General features: G+C 72.1%; 20 protein-coding genes and 1 riboswitch. Of the genes, 10 read left to right on the forward strand and 10 right to left on the reverse strand.

Annotated features, from left to right (window positions below; all coding sequences use genetic code 11):
• Nucleotides 1-33: 33 nt before the first annotated feature.
• Nucleotides 34-426 carry a cyclic nucleotide-binding/CBS domain-containing protein gene (locus AB8A24_RS25275; RefSeq protein WP_202199808.1) on the reverse strand — a complete coding sequence of 131 codons (393 nt, stop codon included), beginning with the start codon at nucleotides 424-426 and terminating at the stop codon, nucleotides 34-36.
• A 182-nt stretch (nucleotides 427-608) separates the two neighbouring features.
• Nucleotides 609-1,412 (reverse strand): histidinol-phosphatase, encoded by an 804-nt coding sequence (gene hisN, locus AB8A24_RS25280; protein WP_328961763.1) that lies wholly within the window; start codon nucleotides 1,410-1,412, stop codon nucleotides 609-611.
• 125 nt (nucleotides 1,413-1,537) lie between these two features.
• Here hisN and AB8A24_RS25285 point away from each other — a divergent pair, with 125 nt between their 5' ends.
• Entirely contained in the window at nucleotides 1,538-2,080 is a 543-nt protein-coding gene (locus tag AB8A24_RS25285; RefSeq protein WP_328961762.1) for a TetR/AcrR family transcriptional regulator, read from the forward strand.
• Here AB8A24_RS25285 and AB8A24_RS25290 read toward each other — a convergent pair.
• The 4 genes from AB8A24_RS25290 to AB8A24_RS25305 form a co-directional block, all read right to left on the reverse strand.
• Nucleotides 2,046-2,369: a multidrug efflux SMR transporter gene (locus AB8A24_RS25290; protein WP_030711657.1), complete on the reverse strand. Its 324-nt coding sequence runs from the start codon at nucleotides 2,367-2,369 to the stop codon at nucleotides 2,046-2,048. The two genes, AB8A24_RS25285 and AB8A24_RS25290, sit on opposite strands and share 35 nt — an antisense overlap.
• Nucleotides 2,370-2,472: 103 nt before the next feature.
• Nucleotides 2,473-3,483: a ribosome small subunit-dependent GTPase A gene (gene rsgA, locus AB8A24_RS25295; RefSeq protein WP_328961761.1), complete on the reverse strand. Its 1,011-nt coding sequence runs from the start codon at nucleotides 3,481-3,483 to the stop codon at nucleotides 2,473-2,475.
• An 8-nt stretch (nucleotides 3,484-3,491) separates the two neighbouring features.
• The gene (aroA, locus tag AB8A24_RS25300) at nucleotides 3,492-4,859 is read right to left on the reverse strand and encodes a 3-phosphoshikimate 1-carboxyvinyltransferase (protein WP_369477735.1); all 1,368 of its coding nucleotides are present in this window, start codon (nucleotides 4,857-4,859) and stop codon (nucleotides 3,492-3,494) included.
• 64 nt (nucleotides 4,860-4,923) lie between these two features.
• Nucleotides 4,924-5,637, reverse strand: a complete 714-nt coding sequence (locus AB8A24_RS25305) for a M50 family metallopeptidase (RefSeq protein ID WP_328961759.1) — start codon at nucleotides 5,635-5,637, stop codon at nucleotides 4,924-4,926.
• A gap of 53 nt (nucleotides 5,638-5,690) precedes the next feature.
• Here AB8A24_RS25305 and AB8A24_RS25310 point away from each other — a divergent pair, with 53 nt between their 5' ends.
• The 8 genes from AB8A24_RS25310 to def all read left to right on the forward strand — a co-directional run bounded on the left by AB8A24_RS25310 (nucleotide 5,691) and on the right by def (nucleotide 13,236).
• Nucleotides 5,691-6,509, forward strand: coding sequence for an SOS response-associated peptidase (locus AB8A24_RS25310; RefSeq protein ID WP_328961758.1), 819 nt, complete (start codon nucleotides 5,691-5,693; stop codon nucleotides 6,507-6,509).
• 19 nt (nucleotides 6,510-6,528) lie between these two features.
• The gene (locus AB8A24_RS25315) at nucleotides 6,529-7,179 is read left to right on the forward strand and encodes an alpha/beta family hydrolase (RefSeq protein WP_328961757.1); all 651 of its coding nucleotides are present in this window, start codon (nucleotides 6,529-6,531) and stop codon (nucleotides 7,177-7,179) included.
• A 289-nt stretch (nucleotides 7,180-7,468) separates the two neighbouring features.
• On the forward strand, nucleotides 7,469-8,113 hold the full coding sequence (locus tag AB8A24_RS25320) for a sigma-70 family RNA polymerase sigma factor (protein WP_030385954.1): 645 nt from the start codon (nucleotides 7,469-7,471) through the stop codon (nucleotides 8,111-8,113).
• Nucleotides 8,110-8,415 (forward strand): mycothiol system anti-sigma-R factor, encoded by a 306-nt coding sequence (gene rsrA, locus AB8A24_RS25325; RefSeq protein WP_030012982.1) that lies wholly within the window; start codon nucleotides 8,110-8,112, stop codon nucleotides 8,413-8,415. The genes AB8A24_RS25320 and rsrA overlap by 4 nt, the downstream gene beginning before the upstream one ends.
• Nucleotides 8,416-8,614: 199 nt before the next feature.
• Nucleotides 8,615-10,141 carry an HD-GYP domain-containing protein gene (locus AB8A24_RS25330; protein WP_369477736.1) on the forward strand — a complete coding sequence of 509 codons (1,527 nt, stop codon included), beginning with the start codon at nucleotides 8,615-8,617 and terminating at the stop codon, nucleotides 10,139-10,141.
• Entirely contained in the window at nucleotides 10,138-11,397 is a 1,260-nt protein-coding gene (locus AB8A24_RS25335; RefSeq protein ID WP_369477737.1) for an HD-GYP domain-containing protein, read from the forward strand. Before AB8A24_RS25330 ends, AB8A24_RS25335 begins: the two co-directional genes overlap by 4 nt.
• Before the next feature lie 131 nt (nucleotides 11,398-11,528).
• Nucleotides 11,529-12,518, forward strand: coding sequence for a hypothetical protein (locus AB8A24_RS25340; protein ID WP_030011692.1), 990 nt, complete (start codon nucleotides 11,529-11,531; stop codon nucleotides 12,516-12,518).
• An 82-nt stretch (nucleotides 12,519-12,600) separates the two neighbouring features.
• Nucleotides 12,601-13,236, forward strand: a complete 636-nt coding sequence (gene def / locus AB8A24_RS25345; RefSeq protein ID WP_266380170.1) for a peptide deformylase — start codon at nucleotides 12,601-12,603, stop codon at nucleotides 13,234-13,236.
• 17 nt (nucleotides 13,237-13,253) lie between these two features.
• On the opposite strand, the gene AB8A24_RS25350 is transcribed toward def, so the two are convergent.
• On the reverse strand, nucleotides 13,254-14,219 hold the full coding sequence (locus tag AB8A24_RS25350) for a helix-turn-helix domain-containing protein (RefSeq protein WP_369477738.1): 966 nt from the start codon (nucleotides 14,217-14,219) through the stop codon (nucleotides 13,254-13,256).
• A gap of 81 nt (nucleotides 14,220-14,300) precedes the next feature.
• Between AB8A24_RS25350 and AB8A24_RS25355 the strand changes: the two genes are divergently transcribed.
• The gene (locus AB8A24_RS25355; RefSeq protein ID WP_266380163.1) at nucleotides 14,301-14,528 is read left to right on the forward strand and encodes a hypothetical protein; all 228 of its coding nucleotides are present in this window, start codon (nucleotides 14,301-14,303) and stop codon (nucleotides 14,526-14,528) included.
• Nucleotides 14,529-14,632: 104 nt separating this feature from the next.
• Here AB8A24_RS25355 and AB8A24_RS25360 read toward each other — a convergent pair whose 3' ends face one another.
• The 3 genes from AB8A24_RS25360 to AB8A24_RS25370 form a co-directional block, all read right to left on the reverse strand.
• Nucleotides 14,633-15,649, reverse strand: a complete 1,017-nt coding sequence (locus tag AB8A24_RS25360) for a ribonucleotide-diphosphate reductase subunit beta (RefSeq protein WP_369477739.1) — start codon at nucleotides 15,647-15,649, stop codon at nucleotides 14,633-14,635.
• The gene (locus tag AB8A24_RS25365; protein WP_328961752.1) at nucleotides 15,649-18,039 is read right to left on the reverse strand and encodes a ribonucleoside-diphosphate reductase subunit alpha; all 2,391 of its coding nucleotides are present in this window, start codon (nucleotides 18,037-18,039) and stop codon (nucleotides 15,649-15,651) included. The genes AB8A24_RS25360 and AB8A24_RS25365 overlap by 1 nt, the downstream gene beginning before the upstream one ends.
• Before the next feature lie 142 nt (nucleotides 18,040-18,181).
• A riboswitch (cobalamin riboswitch) is annotated at nucleotides 18,182-18,338 on the reverse strand.
• A 17-nt stretch (nucleotides 18,339-18,355) separates the two neighbouring features.
• Nucleotides 18,356-18,853 carry a GNAT family N-acetyltransferase gene (locus tag AB8A24_RS25370; RefSeq protein WP_328961751.1) on the reverse strand — a complete coding sequence of 166 codons (498 nt, stop codon included), beginning with the start codon at nucleotides 18,851-18,853 and terminating at the stop codon, nucleotides 18,356-18,358.
• Nucleotides 18,854-18,868: the final 15 nt, after the last annotated feature.

The raw sequence follows: 18,868 nt of genomic DNA on the forward strand, positions 1-18,868 counted from the left end.
GACCTCCTCGGAGGGCTGCGGCCCGGCGTCGTTTCACGCGGGGACCGTGCGCCGTGCCGGGACCCAGCAGCGGATGACGTCCCGTACGGACACGATGCCGACGGGTCCGCCGTGCTCCAGCACGATCAGGTGCCGGAAGCCGCCGTGGGCCATCGCCTCGGCGGCTTCCTGCACGGTGGCGTCCGGGGTGCAGAACACGACGTTGTTGGTGGTGTGCGCGCCCACGGACTCCCGGTCCGGGTCGTGGCCCGCGCCGATCGAGTTGAGGATGTCGCGCTCGGTCAGGATGCCGATTCCGCTGTGGTCGGGGTCGAGGACGACGGCCGCGCCGACGCGCCGGCCGGACATCAGGCAGGCCGCCTGTCGGAGGGTGTGTGCGGGTCCGAGGGTGAGGATCACGGTGCTCATGGCGTCACGGACGAGCATGAAGAGAGCCACCTCCTGGGGTGAGTCCCCCCGCCTGGGTGGGTGCGCCCGAGGAGCCGCCTCAAGAGAAACGGTTCACAAGCGCACAAGCGTGGGGAGTATCAGATTCCCACGGACCCGTAGGGCCGACAAGAAGGCGTGCGACGGAGCGCGAACAGCGCCGAGAGCTGTCGCCGGCGGGCTCAGGCGCGCGGGCGCAGCAGGCCCAGCATCTCCTCGTGGAGCAGTCCGTTCGAGGCCGCGGCGTTCCCGCCGTGCACCCCGTCCACCCCGTCGAGGCTGGTGAAACGGCCGCCCGCCTCCTGGACCACGACCGCGATCGCCGCCATGTCCCAGAGGTTGAGCTCCGGCTCCGCGCACAGGTCCAGCGAGCCCTCCGCGACCATCATGTACGGCCAGAAGTCCCCGTAGCCGCGGGTCCGCCAGCACGCCCGGGTCAGGTCCAGGAACCCGGCGAGCCGGCCCTGCTCCTCCCAGCCGCTCAGCGAGGAGTACGCGAACGAGGCGTCGCCCAGCCCGCCCACCTTGGACACGCCGATGGCGGCGGTCTCCCCGAGCGCGCCGCCCGCGTACGCGCCGCCGCCCCGGGTCGCCCACCAGCGGCGGCCCAGCGCCGGCGCGGACACCACGCCGACCACCGGGCGGAACTCGCCGTCGGTGTCCTCGGCCATCAGGGAGATCAGGGTCGCCCAGACCGGGACCCCGCGCACGTAGTTCTTCGTACCGTCGATCGGGTCGACCACCCAGCGGCGCGGACCGCTGCCCTGGAGCCCGTACTCCTCGCCCAGGATGGCGTCGTCCGGCCGGGCGGCGGCGATACCGGCCCGGATGATCTCCTCGGCCGCCTTGTCCGCCTCGCTCACCGGGGTCATGTCCGGCTTCGTCTCGACCAGCAGGTCGAGGGCGCGGAACCGCTCCATCGTGGCGGCGTCCGCCGCGTCGGCGAGTTCGAGGGCAAGGCGCAGGTCATCGTCATACTCGGGCATGCCCGAACAGTATCGAGACTCCCGGAAGCCGACCAACGCTGTCCACGGTGCGGCCAGGGCGCGCCCTTGACAGGATCTGGCGACCCGTCAACTCTGACCGGAGAGAGCCGAACGGGGAGGCGCGGATGCCGGCAGCCCGGGAGTCCTTGCTGGAGGCGGCGGGAGCGGCGCTCTCGGCGCGCCCCTGGCCTCAGGTGCGGATGGTCGACGTGGCCGCCGCCGCCGGGGTGTCCCGGCAGACCCTCTACAACGAGTTCGGCGGCAAGGCGGGCCTGGGCCGCGCCCTGGTCCGCCGCGAGGCCGACCGCTACCTCGACGGGGTGGACCGGGTCCTGTCCGCCCCGGACCGGGCCGCCGAACGGCTCGCCGCCGTCGCGGAGTGGACCGTACGGACGGCCCGAGCCCAGCCCCTCGTACGGGCCCTGCTCACCGGCGCCTGGGACGCGGGCCTGCCCGCGGCGGGCCGCCGGGCACCGGGGCCCGGCGAGTTGGCCCGGGCCGTGCGGGACCGGGCGGCCGCCGCGCTGACGCCGGGGGAGGGCCCGCAGCGCTGCGAACTCGCCGTACGCCTCGCCCTCTCCTACGTGATCGCCCCGGGGGAGGAGCCGGGGCCGGGCGAGCTGCGCGGGCTGCTCAGTGCGCAGACCCGGACAGCTGGAGGCCGATGACGCCCAGGATGACCAGCGAGATCGAGACGAGTTTGAGCGTGGAGACCAGGTCGCCGAGGAAGACCATGCCGTAGATCGCCGTCCCGGCGGCGCCGATGCCCGTCCACACCGCGTACGCCGGGCCCACGTCCAGCTTCTTGAGCGCCAGGGTCAGCAGACCGAAGCTGCCGAGCGCGAAGCAGGCGAAGGCGATGGTCGGCCCCAGCCGGGTGAATCCGTGGGAGAGCTTGAGGCAGACCGCGAAACCGGTCTCCAGGAGTCCGGCGACCACGACCAGCAGCCACGCCATGGCGAATGCCTCCCCGCGTCACGTGACATCGCGTCACTTGGTGCGATTATGCATTTATCCAGACAGGGCCCTCGACAAACGCGGCCGGACCTCCGCCGGACGGTCAGTCGCCCTCGCGGCGCTCGCGCGTCTGCAGCAGTCGGCGCAGCGAATACAGCCGCGCCGGGTCCGCGTGGCCGTCCTCCACCCACTTGTCGAGCGCGCACTCCTGCTCGTCGTGGCTGCACGCGCGCGGGCACCCCTCCGTCCCCGGCACCAGCTCGGGGAAGGCCAGGATCACCCGGGACGGGTCCACGTGGTGCAGGCCGAAGGAGCGCACGCCCGGGGTGTCGATGACCCAGCCTTCGCCGCCCGGCAGTGGCAGCGCGAGTGCCGAAGTCGTGGTGTGCCGGCCGCGGCCGGTCACCGCGTTGACCACTCCGGTGGCGCGCTGGCGGCCCTCGGCGACCAGCGAGTTCACCAGCGTGGTCTTCCCGACGCCCGAGTGGCCGACGAAGGCGGTGATCCGGCCGTTGAGGTGCTCGCGCACCCGGTCGGCCGCGTCGCCCGCCGCGAGCTCCTCGCGGTTGGTCACCACGTACTTCAGGCCGAAGGTCGAGTAGATCTCCAGGATCTTGTCCGCGGAGGTCAGGTCCGACTTGGTGAGCACCAGCAACGGCTCCAGGCCGGCGTCGTACGCCGCCACCAGACAGCGGTCGATCATCCGGGGCCGCGGCTCCGGATCGGCCAGGGCCGTCACGATGGCCAGCTGGTCGGCATTGGCGACGACCACCCGCTCGTACGGGTCGTCGTCGTCGGCGGTGCGCCGCAGGACGGACTTGCGCTCCTCGATCCGCACGATGCGGGCCAGGGTGTCCTTCTTGCCGGACAGGTCACCGACGATCCAGACCCGGTCGCCGACCACCGCCGCCTTGCGGCCCAGTTCTCGGGCCTTCATCGCGTGCACGGAACGGCCCTCGACCAGGCAGGTCAGCCGGCCACGGTCCACCGTGAGGACGAAGCCCTCGGCGGCGTCCTCGTGCTTGGGGCGGATGCTGGTCCGAGGCCGGTTGCCCTTGGGGTTCGGGCGCTGGCGGATGTCGTCCTCGTCGGTGTGCTTGCCGTACCTGCGCATGACGGGCCCTACGCTCCCGCTCCGGGCACCCCGGAGCCATCGGCGTCCCCGGCGAGCATGTCCGTCCACATCTTCGGGAAGTCCGGCAGGGTCTTCGCGGTCGTCGCCACGTTCTCGATCTGCACGCCCTCCACCGCCAGGCCGATCACCGCGCCCGCGGTGGCCATCCGGTGGTCGTCGTACGTGTGGAACACGCCGCCGCGCATCTGGCGCGGCCGGATGCGCAGACCGTCGGCGGTCTCGGTGACATCGCCGCCGAGCCCGTTGATCTCCTTGGTCAGCGCGGCCAGCCGGTCCGTCTCGTGCAGCCGCAGGTGCGCGACACCGCGCAGCACCGACTCGGAGTCGGCCAGGGCCGCCACCGCCGCGATGCCCGGGGTCAGCTCACCGACCTCGCTCAGGTCCACGTCGATGCCGTGGATCTTGCCGGTGCCGGTGAAGACCAGGCCCGCGTCGGTCAGCTCGCAGGAGCCGCCCATCTCGGTGAAGATCCGGCGCAGCGCGTCGCCCGGCTGGGTGGTGCGGCGCGGCCAGTCCGGGACGGTCACCGTGCCGCCGGTGATCAGGGCGGCGGCCAGGAAGGGCTGCGCGTTGGAGAGGTCCGGTTCCACGACCATGTCGCGGCCCAGCAGCGCGCCGGGGGTGACCCGCCACACGTCCTTCTCGCCCCCGGCCTCGGGGGTGTCGACCTGGGCGCCCGCCGCGCGCAGCATCTCCACGGTCATCCGGATGTGCGGCATCGACGGCAGGTTGCCGCCCACGTGCCGGACCTCGACGCCCTGGTTGAAGCGCGGGGCGGAGAGCAGCAGCGCGGAGACGAACTGCGAGGAGTTGCTGGCGTCGATCTCGACCGTGCCGCCCTCCAGCGCCCCGCCGCCCAGGACGGTCATGGGCAGCGCGCCCCGGCCGTCGTCGTCGATGCGGGCGCCGAGGGTACGCAGGGCGCTGATGACCTGGCCCAGCGGGCGCTCGTAGGAACGCGGGTCGCCGTCGAAGCGGATGTCGCCGTCGGCGAGGGTGGCGACCGGCGGCAGGAAGCGCATGACCGTGCCCGCGTTGCCGACGTCCACGGTCGTCGGGCCGTGCAGGGCCGCCGGGATGACCCGCCAGGCCTCGCCTCCCGCGCCGTCACCGGCGGAGCTGGACGAGACGGTCTCCTCGATGCCGACGCCCATCGCGCGCAGCGCGTCGGCCATCAGCTGGGAGTCGCGCGAGCGCAGCGGGCGGCGCACCCAGCCGGGCTCGGCGGCGAGCGCGGCGAGCACGAGGGCCCGGTTGGTGACCGATTTGGATCCCGGCACCGTGACGGTGGCGTGGACGGTCCCATCGGCGAGCGGAGCGGGCCAGAGGGCAGGGAGCGCGGGGGTCTCGGTCATGGCCACCACTTTAGTGGCTTCCCCCGATGCCAGATCTTGATCCCGGCCCCGTCTCAGGGAGCGGTCACAGGGCGAGCAGCCAGCGGGCGCCGCCGATCAGCGAGCACAGCGCGACCACGTGGAAGAAGAGCAGCCACACCACCGGGTGCAGGTGCGTGAGCCGGCCGAGCTGGTCGGCGTCCGAATCGGGCGCCCCGCCGCCCCGGCGCTTGGCTCCCAGCTCGAAGACCGGCCGGACCCCGCCGAACAGCAGGAACCACACCACCAGGTAGGCGAAACCCGCCTGTACCTCGGCCGGGGTCAGCCAGGACACCAGCAGGAAGGTTCCGCCGGTCAGTACCACCGTCAACGCCCCGTACGCGTTGCGGATCATCACCAGCATCACCAGCAGCAGGGCGGTGGCCGCCCACAGCAGCAGCGTGATCCGGTGCGCGGACAGCAGCGCCGCCCCGCCCAGCCCGAGCAGCGAGGGCGCCGTGTACCCGCCCGCGGCCGTCAGGATCATCCCGAGCCCGGTCGGCCGGCCCCGGCTGACGGTGACCCCGCTGGTGTCGGAGTGCAGCCGTATCCCGCTCAGGCGCCGCCCGGTCAGCAGGGCCAGCAGCCCGTGCCCGCCCTCGTGCGCGATGGTGATCGCGTTGCGCGACAGCCGCCACACCGGGTGGGGCCCCACCGCGGCCAGTGCGACCAGACCTGTCGTGATCACCAGCCACAGGTCGGGCGGGGTCTGTATGCCCGTGAGCCGGTCCCACAGACCGGCCGTCGTGCTGCTGTCCATAAGGTGGCGGACTCCTTGCGGTGAGGTGCGGGTGGCATGGCAGTGTGACAGCCATGTGCGGACGGTATGCGGCGGGTCGTAGGCCCGAGGACCTCGTGGAGGCCTTCGGCATCGAGAAATGGGAACCGGAGGAGACCCTGGCCCCCGATTTCAACGTGGCGCCGACGAAGGAGGTCCACGTGGTCCTCGACCGTCCACTCAAAGACGCCTCGCACCCACGTCCGGTTCGCCAGCTGCGCGTCCTGAAATGGGGGCTGGTCCCCTCCTGGGCCCAGAACCCCGACGGCGCCGCCCGGATGATCAACGCTCGGTCGGAGACCCTGCACGAGAAGCCGTCCTTCCGCCGGCCCTTCGCGCAGCGCCGCTGCATCATTCCCGCCGACGGCTACTACGAGTGGGTCACCGCCCACGACGAGCGGCAGCTGGAGGTGGAGGGCAAGAAGAAGCGGGCCCGCAAGCAGCCCTACTTCGTACTCCCCTCCGACGGCTCCGTCTTCGCCATGGCCGGGATATACGAGTTCTGGCGCGACCGGACCCTGCCCGACGAGCACCCGCTCTCCTGGTGGGTCACCTGCTCGGTGATCACCACGGAGGCCGAGTCCGGCCCCCTGGGCGTGGCCCCCGCCGAGGGACCGCGCTCGCTCGCCGACATCCACCCGCGGATGCCGCTGATGCTGCCCCCGGACCGCTGGGACGCCTGGCTGGACCCGGCGAACACCGACACCGAGGGCTCGCTGCGCGAGCTGCTCGCCCCGCCGCCCGGCGGGCTGATGCGGGCCTACCCGGTGTCCACCGCCGTGAGCAGCGTGCGCAACAACGGCCCGGAGCTGCTGACGGAGCTGGCCGCGCCGGAGGAGGGCACCCTCTTCTGACCCGGGCAGGATGGGACGCATGACCACGCGTACCCAGAGCGTCGACACCCCGGCGGGCGAGGCCCGCATCACCTGGCACCGCGCGCCGAAGCCGAGGCTCGTGCTCGCCGTGAGCCACGGCGCCGGCGGCGGCATCGAGGCCCGCGACCTCCAGGCCCTGGCCGCCGCCCTGCCCGCCCGCGGGATCACGGTGGCCCTCGTCGAACAGCCCTGGCGGGTCGCCGGGAAGAAGGTCGCCGCCGCGCCCAAGGTGCTGGACGAGGGATGGCGCGGGCTGTGGCCGGCGCTCGTCGCGCCCGGACTGCCGGTGGTCGCGGGCGGGCGCAGCGCCGGGGCCCGGGTGGCCTGCCGGACCGCCGCCGAGCTGGGCGCCGCCGGAGTGCTGGCGCTGGCCTTCCCGCTGCACCCGCCGGGCCGGCCGGAGAAGTCCCGCGCCGAGGAGCTGACCGGGGCCGGCCGCCCGGCCCTCGTGATCCAGGGCGACCGGGACGCCTTCGGGCGGCCCGAGGAGTTTCCGCCGCCGAGCGCGCGGGACCCGTACGAGCTCGTGGAGGTGGCGCACGCCGATCACGGCTTCGCGGTGCCGAAGAAGGCGGACACCACCCAGCAGGAGGCACTCCTGACGATCACCGAAGCGGTGGGGGAGTGGCTCGGGAGGCTCCCCACGTGAGGACCGCGGGCCGGGGTCGCGGCGAAAGCCGAAAACCCGCCCGGTGCCCGGGAATGCGCCGCCCGCCCCTTCTGTTGTCTCGAATGTCGGAACGTACGGGAACTCGTCGGAGGAGAGGGAGCGCATGACCCAGGTCATCAGCCAGAACCGTCGGCAGGCCGCTGACCTGGACTGGACCGTGTTGCCCGCGCCCAAGCGCAGCTCGCTTCGGGCGGCGGAGGGCCGGGAAGGTCGACTATTCTCCGATTCGAGCGGATCCGCTTTCGGAGCCGCCACGCTGTCGGAGGAGGTGGGTCCTGTCGCTGGGACCGACGAAGGCCACGCGGAGGAGACGACCCTGGAGCGCAACGCGCGCTTCGAACGGGACGCCCTCGGCTACCTCGACCAGATGTACTCGGCCGCGCTGCGCATGACGCGCAATCCGGCCGACGCCGAGGACCTGGTCCAGGAGACGTACGCGAAGGCGTACGCGTCCTTCCACCAGTTCCGCGAGGGCACCAACCTGAAGGCGTGGCTGTACCGCATCCTGACCAACACCTTCATCAACTCCTACCGCAAGAAGCAGCGTGAGCCCCAGCGCAGCGCCGCGGAGGAGATCGAGGACTGGCAGCTGGCGCGCGCCGAGTCGCACATGTCGACCGGACTGCGTTCCGCCGAGTCGCAGGCGCTCGACCACCTGCCGGATTCCGATGTGAAGGAAGCCCTGCAGGCCATTCCGGAGGAGTTCCGCATCGCGGTCTACCTTGCCGACGTAGAGGGCTTTGCGTACAAGGAGATCGCGGACATCATGGGTACACCCATCGGTACGGTCATGTCGCGACTGCACCGTGGCCGCCGTCAACTCCGCGGAATGCTGGAGGACTATGCCCGTGAGCGCGGGCTGGTTCCCGCGGGCGCGGGAGAGTCGAACGACCGGAAAGGCTCGGGCTCATGAGTTGCGGAGAGCCGCACGAGACAGAGTGCTCTGAGGTCCTGGATCACCTGTACGAGTTTCTCGACCAGGAGATGCCGGACAGTGACTGCACGAAGTTCGAGACGCACTTCGGCGAGTGCAATCCCTGCCTGGAGAAGTACGGGCTGGAACAGGCCGTGAAGAAGCTCGTGAAGCGCTGCTGCGGGTCGGACGACGTGCCGACCGACCTGCGGTCGAAGGTGATGGGCCGGATCGAACTGATCAGGTCCGGTCAGGCGGTGCCCGACCACGATGTCACCGCCGACAATCCCGCTCCCGGCTGACCCGGTCGTCGACCGGTCGGACGATTGAACAGCCGCCCCCGGAAGAGCACTTCATTCACCCGAATGTGCTAATCCGGGGGCGTCCGCATGGCCCAATGCGGAAATGTGGCCCACCTCGCTCCGGGCCCCACCTATTCTCCCCATTCGGTGCTGGTTCGATACGGCGACCGGTGTGCACGGCACAGGGGAGGAGAGCGCCATGCGGGCACTTCCGCCGGGGGCGCGCGCATACGTCCTGTGCGCCGTTCTCGCGGCCGCCGCGTGCGTCACCCCCGCCCTCACGGATTCCGGTACGCCCTGGACGGCCGTCCTCCTGCTCGCCGTGCTCTACCTCGGCTGCGAACTCCTGAAGGTCCGCCCGCTGCTGGGCCGCCGGGTGCCCGAGGGCATCGGCTCCTTCTTCCCCGTGGTGCTCGCCGCCGTCCTCCTGCTGCCGCCCGCCGCCGCAGCGCTCGTCGCGCTGCCCGGGGGACTCGCGGGGACCGCCGGCCGGCGGCCCGCCCGGGTGCGCCGCGTGTGGCACGGCGCGCAGCAGGCGACAGCCGCCTGGGTCGCGGGCCGGACCTACGGGCTGCTGCACGGCCCGGCCACCCTCGGCGGCGGGCCCGCCACCGGCTCGGGGCCGCCCGCGGGACCGGCCGACTTCCCCTCCGCGCTGCTCCCCGCGACGGCCGCGGCCGTCGCCTTCTGCCTGGTGCTCACCGTCCTCGACGGCGGCATCCTGGTCGCCGCCGAACGCCGACCGGCCGCCACCGCCTGGCGCGGGCTCCTGTCCTCCTCCCTCGCCCCGCACTGCGTCCACGGCCTCGCAGGCCTGATGATGGCCGTCATGTGGCGCAGCGCCTACGGGCCCCCGGCCGCACTGCTCGTCCTGCTGCCGATGTACATCTCCTGCTGGGTCTTCGCCCAGTACCACCGGGAACGCGCCGCCCACCAGGCCACCATCCGCGCCCTCGTCCAGGCCGTCGACATCAAGGACCGCTACACGCGCGGCCACAGCGAACGGGTCGGCCAGGCCTCCACGATGATCGCCCGGGAGCTGGGCATGACCGAGGACCGGCTGGAGACGGTGCGCATCGCCGGGATCCTGCACGACGTCGGCAAACTCGGCGTCCCCACCCGGCTGCTGCGCAAGGACGGTCCGCTCACCCCGCAGGAGCGCCGGATCATCGAGCTGCACCCCGAGTACGGGCACGAGATGGTGCGCGGCATCGGCTTCCTCGGCGAGGCCCGGTCCGCGATCCTGCACCACCACGAGCGGGTCGACGGTTCCGGCTATCCGTACGGGCTGACCGGCGAGCAGATCCCGGTACTGGCCCGGGTGGTGGCGGTGGCCGACGCCTTCGACGCGATGACCTCGACCCGCTCGTACAGCCGGGCCCGGCCGGTGCCGGTCGCCCTCGCGGAGCTGGAACGGTGCGCGGGGGCGCAGTTCGACCCGTCGATGGTGCGTGCGCTGGTCGACGCGATCGGCCGGACCGGCTGGCACCCGGTGGTGACCTCGGACGAGGACCTCCAGGTGATCCCGGCCGGGGCCGCCGCCGCGGGGATGCCGGGGCCGGTACCCGGACCTGGACCGGGCCCGCGGCCGTCGGCCCTGGCCGCGATGCCGGAGCAGGGCTCCCGTACGGCCGCACCGGCCCCACAACCCGGCAGGGTCCCCGCGGTTCCCGGCCCGGCCGGCGGGTCCGGCCCGGACGCCGACGCCGGCGGGGCGGGCGGATGAGGGCCCCCGCCGCCTGGACCGTACGCGGGGCCGCCGGGGTGCTCACCGGCGCCGCGCTCGGCCACACCCTGTGGAACGGCGTCGCCGAGCCCGGCGCCGCCCTGGCCTTCGCCACCCTGATCACCGTCGGGGAGCTCGCCCGCCGGGACCGCCGGGACCCCCTCGGACGGCACCCCGCACCGCTCGGCTCCGCCGGAGCCCTCGCCTACGCCCTGCTCGGCCAGAGCGCCGGGCAGCCCACCCACCACGGGGTGCTGCAGACCGTCGCGGTCGTCGTCGCCGCCGTCCTCGCCGGGATCGTCCCGCACATCGCCCGCGGCCGGGGTCCCGCCCTCGACCACCTGTCCCGCCGGGTGCTCACGGTCGCCTTCGCCGCCGCCTGTTTCCAGCCGCTCTACAACTCGGGTCGGCTGGAGCAGCGGGTGGGCCAGGGCCCGTACCTCGTCGGCTTCCTGCTCTTCCTGCTCGGCCTCACCGCCCTGTGCGACGCCGTGCTCGCCGCCGCGCTCGCCGGGGCCCGGACCGGCCGGCCCTACGGTCCGGCGCTGCGCGACGAACTGCGCGCCCAGCTCGGCATCGGCTCGGCGATCTGCGCCACCGGGGTCGTGATGGCGCTCGGCACGGCCGTCGCGGGCCTGTGGGCCCTGCCCGTCTTCAGCGTGCCCCTGCTGCTGACCCAGCTGTCCTTCCACCGGATCACCGCGATCCGCACCACCTACCGCCAGACCATCACCTCCCTCGCCCGCGCCACCGAGATCGCCGGCTGCACCCGCCCGGGCCACTCCCGCCGGGTGGCCGCCCTGAGCTGTGCCGTCGGCCGGGAGCTGGGCCTGTCGGAGCGGGAGCTCACCGTGCTGGAGTACGCCGCCCTGATGCACGACATCGGGCAGCTCTCCCTCGTCGACCCGGTTCCGGACGGAGCCACGGCCGGGCTGCCCGACGGCGAGGCCCGCCGGATCGCCGAGCTGGGCGGGGAGGTGGCCCGCCAGACCGGGGTGCCCGCCGAGGTCGCCGTGGTGGTGGAGCGGCAGGCGGATCCGTACCGGGAACAGCCCACCGCGGCCCGGATCGTGCGTACGGTGAATGCGTACGACGATCTGGTCGGCGGGAGTCGTCACCCGGGTGGCTCACTGGCCGCCCTGGAGCGGCTCCGCCTGGGCACCGGGCACGATTACCAGCCGGAGGTCGTGGAGTGCCTGGCAAGGGTTCTGGCCAGGGGCGGACGTGACAGAGTGGTGCCCGTCCCACCTGGGTAACCCATGGGTAATGAGCGGCCGTCCGAGTGGGCATGGTTGGATGCCAGTAAGAGGGACCGTAGGAGTGTCCGCAAGGCTGCACCGTTGTTCCCCAGCGACCGCTGGGAGGTGCCCCCAGGCAGGCGGGAATCGTGAGGATCTTCGGGAAGGTACGGCATCGGCCCTCCGCCTCGTGGCGGCAGGCCACCGACCGCGCGTTCACGCTGATCGGCGACGGGCGGTACGAGGACGCGGGCGCGCTCCTGACGAGAGCGGCGGACCTGGAGCCCTGGCTGTCCGAGTCCTGGTTCAATCTGGCCCTGCTGCACAAGTTCCGGCACGACTGGGAGCAGGCGCGGGCCGCCGGACTGCGCGCCGTGGCCCTGCTGGACCGGGAGACCGGCGCCCCGGACTGGTGGAACGTCGGGATCGCCGCCACCGCGTTGCAGGACTGGCCGCTGGCCCGGCGGGCCTGGCAGGCGTACGGGCTGAAGGTGCCCGGGGACGCCGCCGGGGCGGGCGAGCCGGTCGGGATGGAGCTGGGCAGCGCCGCGGTGCGGCTGTCGCCCGAGGGCGAGGCCGAGGTGGTCTGGGGCCGTCGGCTGGACCCGGCCCGGCTGGAGGTCCTGTCGATCCCGCTGCCCTCCTCGGGGCGGCGCTGGGGCGAGGTCGTGCTCCACGACGGGGTTCCGCACGGAGAGCGGGTGACCGCGGCCGGCCCCTCGTACCCCGTGTTCGACGAGATCGAGCTGTGGGCGCCGTCCCCGGTGCCGACCTGGGTGGTGCTGCTGGAGGCGGCCACCGAGGCGGACCGCGACGCGCTGGAGCAGTTGGCCTCGGACGCCGGATTCGCCGCCGAGGACTGGTCCTCGTCGGTGCGGCTGCTGTGCCGGACCTGCTCGGAGAGCGAGATGCCGAGCGACGAGGGCGACGGTGAGCAGCACCTCGATCCGCACGACCACAGCGAGCCCGGACACCCCGGACCGCTCGGGCACCGTACGGCCGGCTCGGGCTCCCTGTGGGTCCCCGAGCGCGAATGCGGGATCGCGGCACCGGCCGGTCTGGTGCGCGGACTGCTCGACGGCTGGGTCGCGGACAGCCCGGGCACGCGCGAGTGGCGGGATCTCGAAGAAGTCTGCTGACCCGGGGCCGTAGGCTGTACGGGCACATCGGTGGCCACCACGACCATCGATGACCGGGACTTACGGAAGGCGTACGGCGGACATGGCGCAGCAGGAGAACGAGGTTGTCGAGAGCGTGAACGACGGGTACGTCGTGGACACCGAGGACTGTGAGGCGCGTGAGCTCGCCCACCGTCAGCGCGGCACGGCCCGTCCGATCACCGTGGTCGGCAACCCGGTCCTGCACCGGGAGTGCAAGGACGTCACCGAGTTCGGCGACGAGCTGGCGCAGCTGATCGACGACATGTTCGCCAGCCAGAAGGCCGCCGAGGGCGTGGGCCTGGCCGCGAACCAGATCGGCGTGGACGCCAAGGTCTTCGTCTACGACTGCCCGGACGACGACGGCAAGCGGCACACCGGTGTCGTGGTCAACCCGAAGCTGATCGAGCTGCCGGCCGCCGCCCGTGTGCTGGACGACTCCAACGAGGGCTGCCTGTCGGTCCCGACGGCGTACGCCTCGCTGGCCCGCCCGGACTACGCCGAGGTCGAGGGCCAGGACGCGCAGGGCAACCCGATCAAGGTGCGCGGCACCGGCTACTTCGCCCGCTGCCTGCAGCACGAGACCGACCACCTGTACGGCTACCTCTACATCGACCGCCTCTCGAAGCGGGACCGCAAGGACGCCCTGCGGCAGATGGACGAGGGCACCCCGCGCTACGAGACCGTCCCCAACGCCTGATCCGGAAGGGACAGCCCTCAGGCGGCCTGCGGGCCCCGGAAGGCGCGCCGGAACGAGTTCGGCGTGGTGCCCAGGGTCCGCAGGAAGTGGTGGCGCAGGGCGGCCGCGTTGCCGAAGCCGCAGCGGCCGGCGATCGCGTCCACCGTCTCGCCGGTCGACTCCAGCAGCTCCTGCGCCAGCAGGACCCGCTGGCGCAGCACCCACTTGTACGGGGTGGTGCCGGTCTCCTGGAGGAAGCGGCGGGCGAAGGTCCGCGGGGACATGTGCGCGCGCTCCGCGAGCTGCTCGACGGTGATCTCCTCGCCCAGGTGGCGAGCCATCCACTCGATCACCTCGCCCACCGTGTCGCAGGCCGTGCGCGGCAGCGGCCGCTGGATGAACTGGGCCTGCCCGCCGTCCCGGTGCGGCGGTACGACCATGCGGCGCGCGATGATGTTGGCCACCTCGGCCCCGTGCTCCTGGCGGACCACGTGCAGGCAGGCGTCGATGCCCGAGGCCGTGCCGGCGGCGGTGATCACCGGGCCCTCGTCGACGTAGAGCACGTCCGGGTCGACGACCGCCCGCGGGAAGCGCCGGGTCAGGGCCGCGGCGTGCATCCAGTGCGTGGTGCACCGGCGGCCGTCCAGCAGTCCGGCGGCGCCGAGGATGTAGGCCCCGCTGCACACGCTGAGGACCCGCGCCCCTCGCTCCACGGCCCGGCGCAGGGCCGCGAGCAGGGGCTCGGGGTAGATGCGTACGCCCGCGTCATTGGCGGCGGGCAGGCAGATCAGATCGGCCTCCTCCAGCCGCTCCAGCCCGTGTGCGGGGGTGATGCCGAAGGCGCCCCCGCCCACGGTCAGCGGCCCCTCCTCCGCCGCGCAGACGGCGAAGTCGTACACCGGTACGCCCATGTCACTGCGATCGATTCCGAACACCTCGCAGAAGATCCCCAGCTCGAAGGGGGCGACTCCGTCGACGAGGGCCACGGCCACGTTGGTCAGCATGACCCCAGTGTGGCAGTAATTCGGTCTTCTATGACAGTACTGCCACTGTCGATCATGGGCGATCAGGCGGACAGTAGAGCTATGACCACCTTCGTGAGTTACCTCGTCGTCCTCGCCATCGCCGCCCTCGTGCTCGGGCCCAGCCTCTACGGGATCCTGCGCGACCGGCGGATCGACCAGCAGATCCGGGCCGTCGCGACCCGGCTGGTGTGGCTGCCCCGCCAGCGCGCGGGCGGCCTCCCGCCCACCCCGCGCCGGCGCGCCTTCCGGCCCGCCGCCCGGCGGTACTGGGGCCCCATCGCCCACTGAGCCACCGGGGAACGCGAGAAGCCGGGACACGGAAACCTCCGCATCCCGGCTCCCCGGTCGGTCACTCCCCGGAACTCCTGGAAGTCGTAGAACCCCTGGAACCCCTAGAAGTCCTCGTCCAGGTCGACCGTGCCCTCGACCGCGACCTGGTAGGCCGACGGACGGCGCTCGAAGAAGTTCGTCAGCTCCTGCACGCCCTGCAGCTCCATGAAGGAGAACGGGTTCTGCGAGCCGTACACCGGCGGGAACCCGAGACGGACCAGACGCTGGTCCGCGACGCACTCCAGGTACTCGCGCATCGACTCGGTGTTCATGCCCGGCAGGCCGTCACCGCACAGGTCGCGGCCGAACTGCAGCTCCGCCTCCACGGCCTCCTTGAGCATGTCGGTGACCTGCTGCTGGAGAGCGTCGTCGAAGAGCTCCGGCTCCTCCTTGCGGACCGTGTCCACGACCTCGAACGCGAAGTTCATGTGCATGGTCTCGTCACGGAACACCCAGTTGGTGCCGGTGGCCAGGCCGTGCAGCAGACCGCGCGAGCGGAACCAGTACACGTAGGCGAAGGCGCCGTAGAAGAACAGGCCCTCGATGCACGCCGCGAAGCAGATCAGGTTCAGCAGGAAGCGGCGGCGGTCGGCTGCCGTCTCCAGCCGGTCGATCTTCTCGACCGAGTCCATCCACTTGAAGCAGAACTGCGCCTTCTCGCGGATGGAGGGGATCTCCTCGACCGCGTCGAAGGCGGCCGCGCGGTCGTCCGGGTCGGGCAGGTAGGTGTCGAGCAGCGTCAGATAGAACTGGACGTGCACGGCCTCCTCGAACAGCTGGCGCGACAGGTACAGGCGCGCCTCCGGGGAGTTGATGTGCTTGTAGAGCGTCAGCACCAGGTTGTTCGAGACGATCGAGTCGCCGGTCGCGAAGAACGCGACCAGTCGGCCGATCATGTGCTGCTCGGAGGGCGTCAGCTTCGCGAGGTCCGCGACGTCCGAGTGGAGGTCGACCTCCTCGACGGTCCAGGTGTTCTTGATCGCGTCCCGGTAGCGCTCGTAGAAGTCCGGGTAGCGCATCGGACGGAGCGTGAGCTCGAAGCCCGGGTCCAGGAGGTTCTTGGTGTCGTTGGAGCTCATTACTGGCAGGCCTCGCAGGACTCGGGGTTCTCAAGGGAGCAGGCCAGCGCCTCGGCGTCGGCGACCGCCTGCGGCAGCTCGACGGGGGTGGCCGCCTGTGCGGCGCGGGCGATCTTCGTCGCCGGGCGCGAGCGCAGGTAGTAGGTGGTCTTCAGCCCCTGCTTCCAGGCGTACGCGTACATCGAGCTGAGCTTGCCGATGGTGGGCGTCTCCAGGAACAGGTTCAGCGACTGCGACTGGTCCAGGAACGGCGTACGGGCCGCCGCCATGTCGATCAGACCGCGCTGCGGGATCTCCCACGCCGTGCGGTACAGCTCGCGGACCTCGGCCGGGATCCAGCCGAAGCCCTGGACCGAGCCGGAGGAGTCGCGCAGCGCCTCGCGGGTCTGGGCGTCCCACACGCCGAGCTGCTTCAGCTCCTCCACCAGGTAGCCGTTCACCTGGAGGAACTCACCGCTGAGCGTCTCGCGCTTGAACAGGTTGGAGACCTGCGGCTCGATGCACTCGTACACGCCGGCGATCGAGGCGATCGTCGCCGTCGGGGCGATGGCGAGGAGCAGGGAGTTGCGCATGCCGGTCTCGGCGACGCGGGCGCGCAGCGCGTCCCAGCGCTCCGGCCAGTTCAGCTCGACGTCGTAGTGGTCCGGGTGCAGGACACCACGGGCGGTACGGGTCTGCTCCCAGGCCGGCAGCGCGCCGCTGCGCTCGGCGAGGTCGCAGGAGGCCTCGTAGGCGGCCAGCATGATGCGCTCGGAGAGCTTGGTGGACAGCGCCTTCGCCTCGGGGGAGTCGAAGGGCAGCTTCAGCTTGAAGAAGACGTCCTGGAGGCCCATCGCGCCCAGGCCCACCGGACGCCAGCGGGCGTTGGAGCGGCCGGCCTGCTCGGTCGGGTAGAAGTTGATGTCCACCACGCGGTCGAGGAAGGTGACGGCGGTGCGGACGGTCTCGTCGATCCGCTCCCAGTCGATCTCGCGACCGTTCGCGGTGTCGATGACGAACGCGCCCAGGTTGACCGAGCCGAGGTTGCAGACGGCCGTCTCGCCGTCGTTGGTGACCTCGATGATCTCGGTGCACAGGTTCGAGGAGTGCACGACGGTGCCCGGCTCGGCGGTCTGGTTCGCCGTGCGGTTGGAGGCGTCCTTGAAGGTCATCCAGCCCTGGCCGGTCTGCGCGAGGGTGCGCATCATCCGGCCGTACAGGTCGCGGGCGGGCATGGTCTTGCGGGCCAGGCCGTCCGCCTCGGCCTTGCGGTAGGCGGCGTCGAACTCGTCGCCCCACAGGTCGACCAGCTCGGGCACGTCGGCCGGGGAGAACAGCGACCAGTCGGCGTCGGCGTTCACGCGGCGCATGAACTCGTCCGGCACCCAGTGGGCGAGGTTCAGGTTGTGCGTACGGCGCTGGTCCTCACCGGTGTTGTCGCGGAGCTCCAGGAACTCCTCGATGTCCGCGTGCCAGGTCTCCAGGTAGACGGCGGCGGCGCCCTTGCGGCGGCCACCCTGGTTCACGGCGGCGACGGAGGCGTCGAGGGTCTTCAGGAACGGCACGATGCCGTTGGAGTGGCCGTTGGTGCCGCGGATCAGGGAACCGCGGGCGCGGATGCGGGAGTACGAGAGGCCGATGCCGCCGGCGTGCTTGGAGAGACGGGCCACCTGGTGGTAGCGGTCGTAGATCGAGTCGAGTTCGTCCAGCGGGGAGTCCAGCAGGTAGCAGGAGGACATCTGCGGGTGCCGGGTGCCGGAGTTGAAGAGCGTCGGGGAGGACGGCAGGTAGTCCAGACGGCTCATCAGCCGGTACAGCGAGGCCACTTCCTCGACGGCCTGGACGCTCTCGTCGGCGGCCAGACCGCACGCCACGCGCAGCATGAAGTACTGCGGGGTCTCGATGACCTGACGGGTGATCGGGTGGCGCAGCAGGTAGCGGCTGTGCAGGGTGCGCAGGCCGAAGAAGCCGAAGCGGTCGTCGGCGCCCTCGGCGAGGGTCAGTTCGACGAGGGAGTCGAGCCGGCTCGCGTGCGTACGGACGAACTCGGCCGTGCGGTCCGCGATGAGGCCCTCGCGGTGGCCGACCTCGACGGAGGCCGAGAAGGAGGTGGAGCCCTGGCTCGCGGCCTCGTCGCGCACGGCCAGCGTCAGCAGGCGGGCGGCGAGCCGGGAGTAGGCCGGGTCCTCGGAGATCAGACCGGCGGCGGCCTCGGTGGCCAGCCCGCGCAGTTCGGCGTCGTCGGCGGCGGAGCTGCGGCCGCGCAGTGCGGAGGCCGCGACCCGGCCGGGGTCGGTGTCGGGGAGGTCCGCCGTAAGTTCGGTGAGGGTACGCAGCAGCGTGGCCCCCGGGCCCTCGGTGTTGTCGCCAGAAGTGGACTCGGCGCGCGGTGCGGAAGGCGCGATGGTCACGGCGGGAGCTCTCCCTCGCTCGGCCCGGTCATCGGCGGGGCGGGGCGCGAGCGGGCGCATGCGGGCGCAACGAGAACGCGTACCCCACATGGCGTCCACCGGCCCAACCGCGAGGCCCGGACGAATCGGCACCCGGTTCGGTCGAGCCGGGCGCGCTGACGGCAGGTCATCGGACTTGGTGTCCGGTAGCCGGACACTTCATACCGTTGCGGGACAGTTCCGGATTCGCACCGGATTCCCCTGCGGCGACAGCAGGCATGAGCATACATGTGGGGGCGGCCCTCTGCGGTAACCCCCACATGTAGTGTCGGCGTGGCTACAGCTTGAGCCGGTAAGTGAGGAGTGTCAGGCCTTCGATCGGCGCCCAGTCCCGCTCCGGCGTGCGTACGAAGCCCAGTCGCGCGTAGATCCGATGGGCCCCGGCCATGCTGCGTTGGGTGGAGAGAACCAGGCCGGTCACCCCCTCCAGAGCCCTCGCCCGCTCCACGCAGGCCCGCACCAGAGCCTCGCCGGCGCCCTGGCCGCGCGCCTCGTGGGCCACCGCGAGCATCCGGAACTCGGCCTCGTCCGGAGCCGAGATGTCGGCGAGCGGACTGCCCGGAGCGGCGAAGGTCACACCGCCCAGCAGCCGTTCGTCCCGCACGGCGACGAGCACCTCGCCCTCGGCGGCCCGACCGGCCACGTCGCGCAGCACATTCAGGTAGTGGTCGTCCTCGTTGAAGTCCAGATGCCCGTCGGCGAGGTAGGCCCGCGCCGTGATCTCACCCAGCTCCACGTACTCGGCGGGCCGCACCGCCCTGATCACCATGTCCATGCGGTCGAGTGTGCA

The organism is Streptomyces sp. BF23-19 (assembly GCF_041106355.1).
GTDB lineage: Bacteria > Actinomycetota > Actinomycetes > Streptomycetales > Streptomycetaceae > Streptomyces > Streptomyces virginiae_A.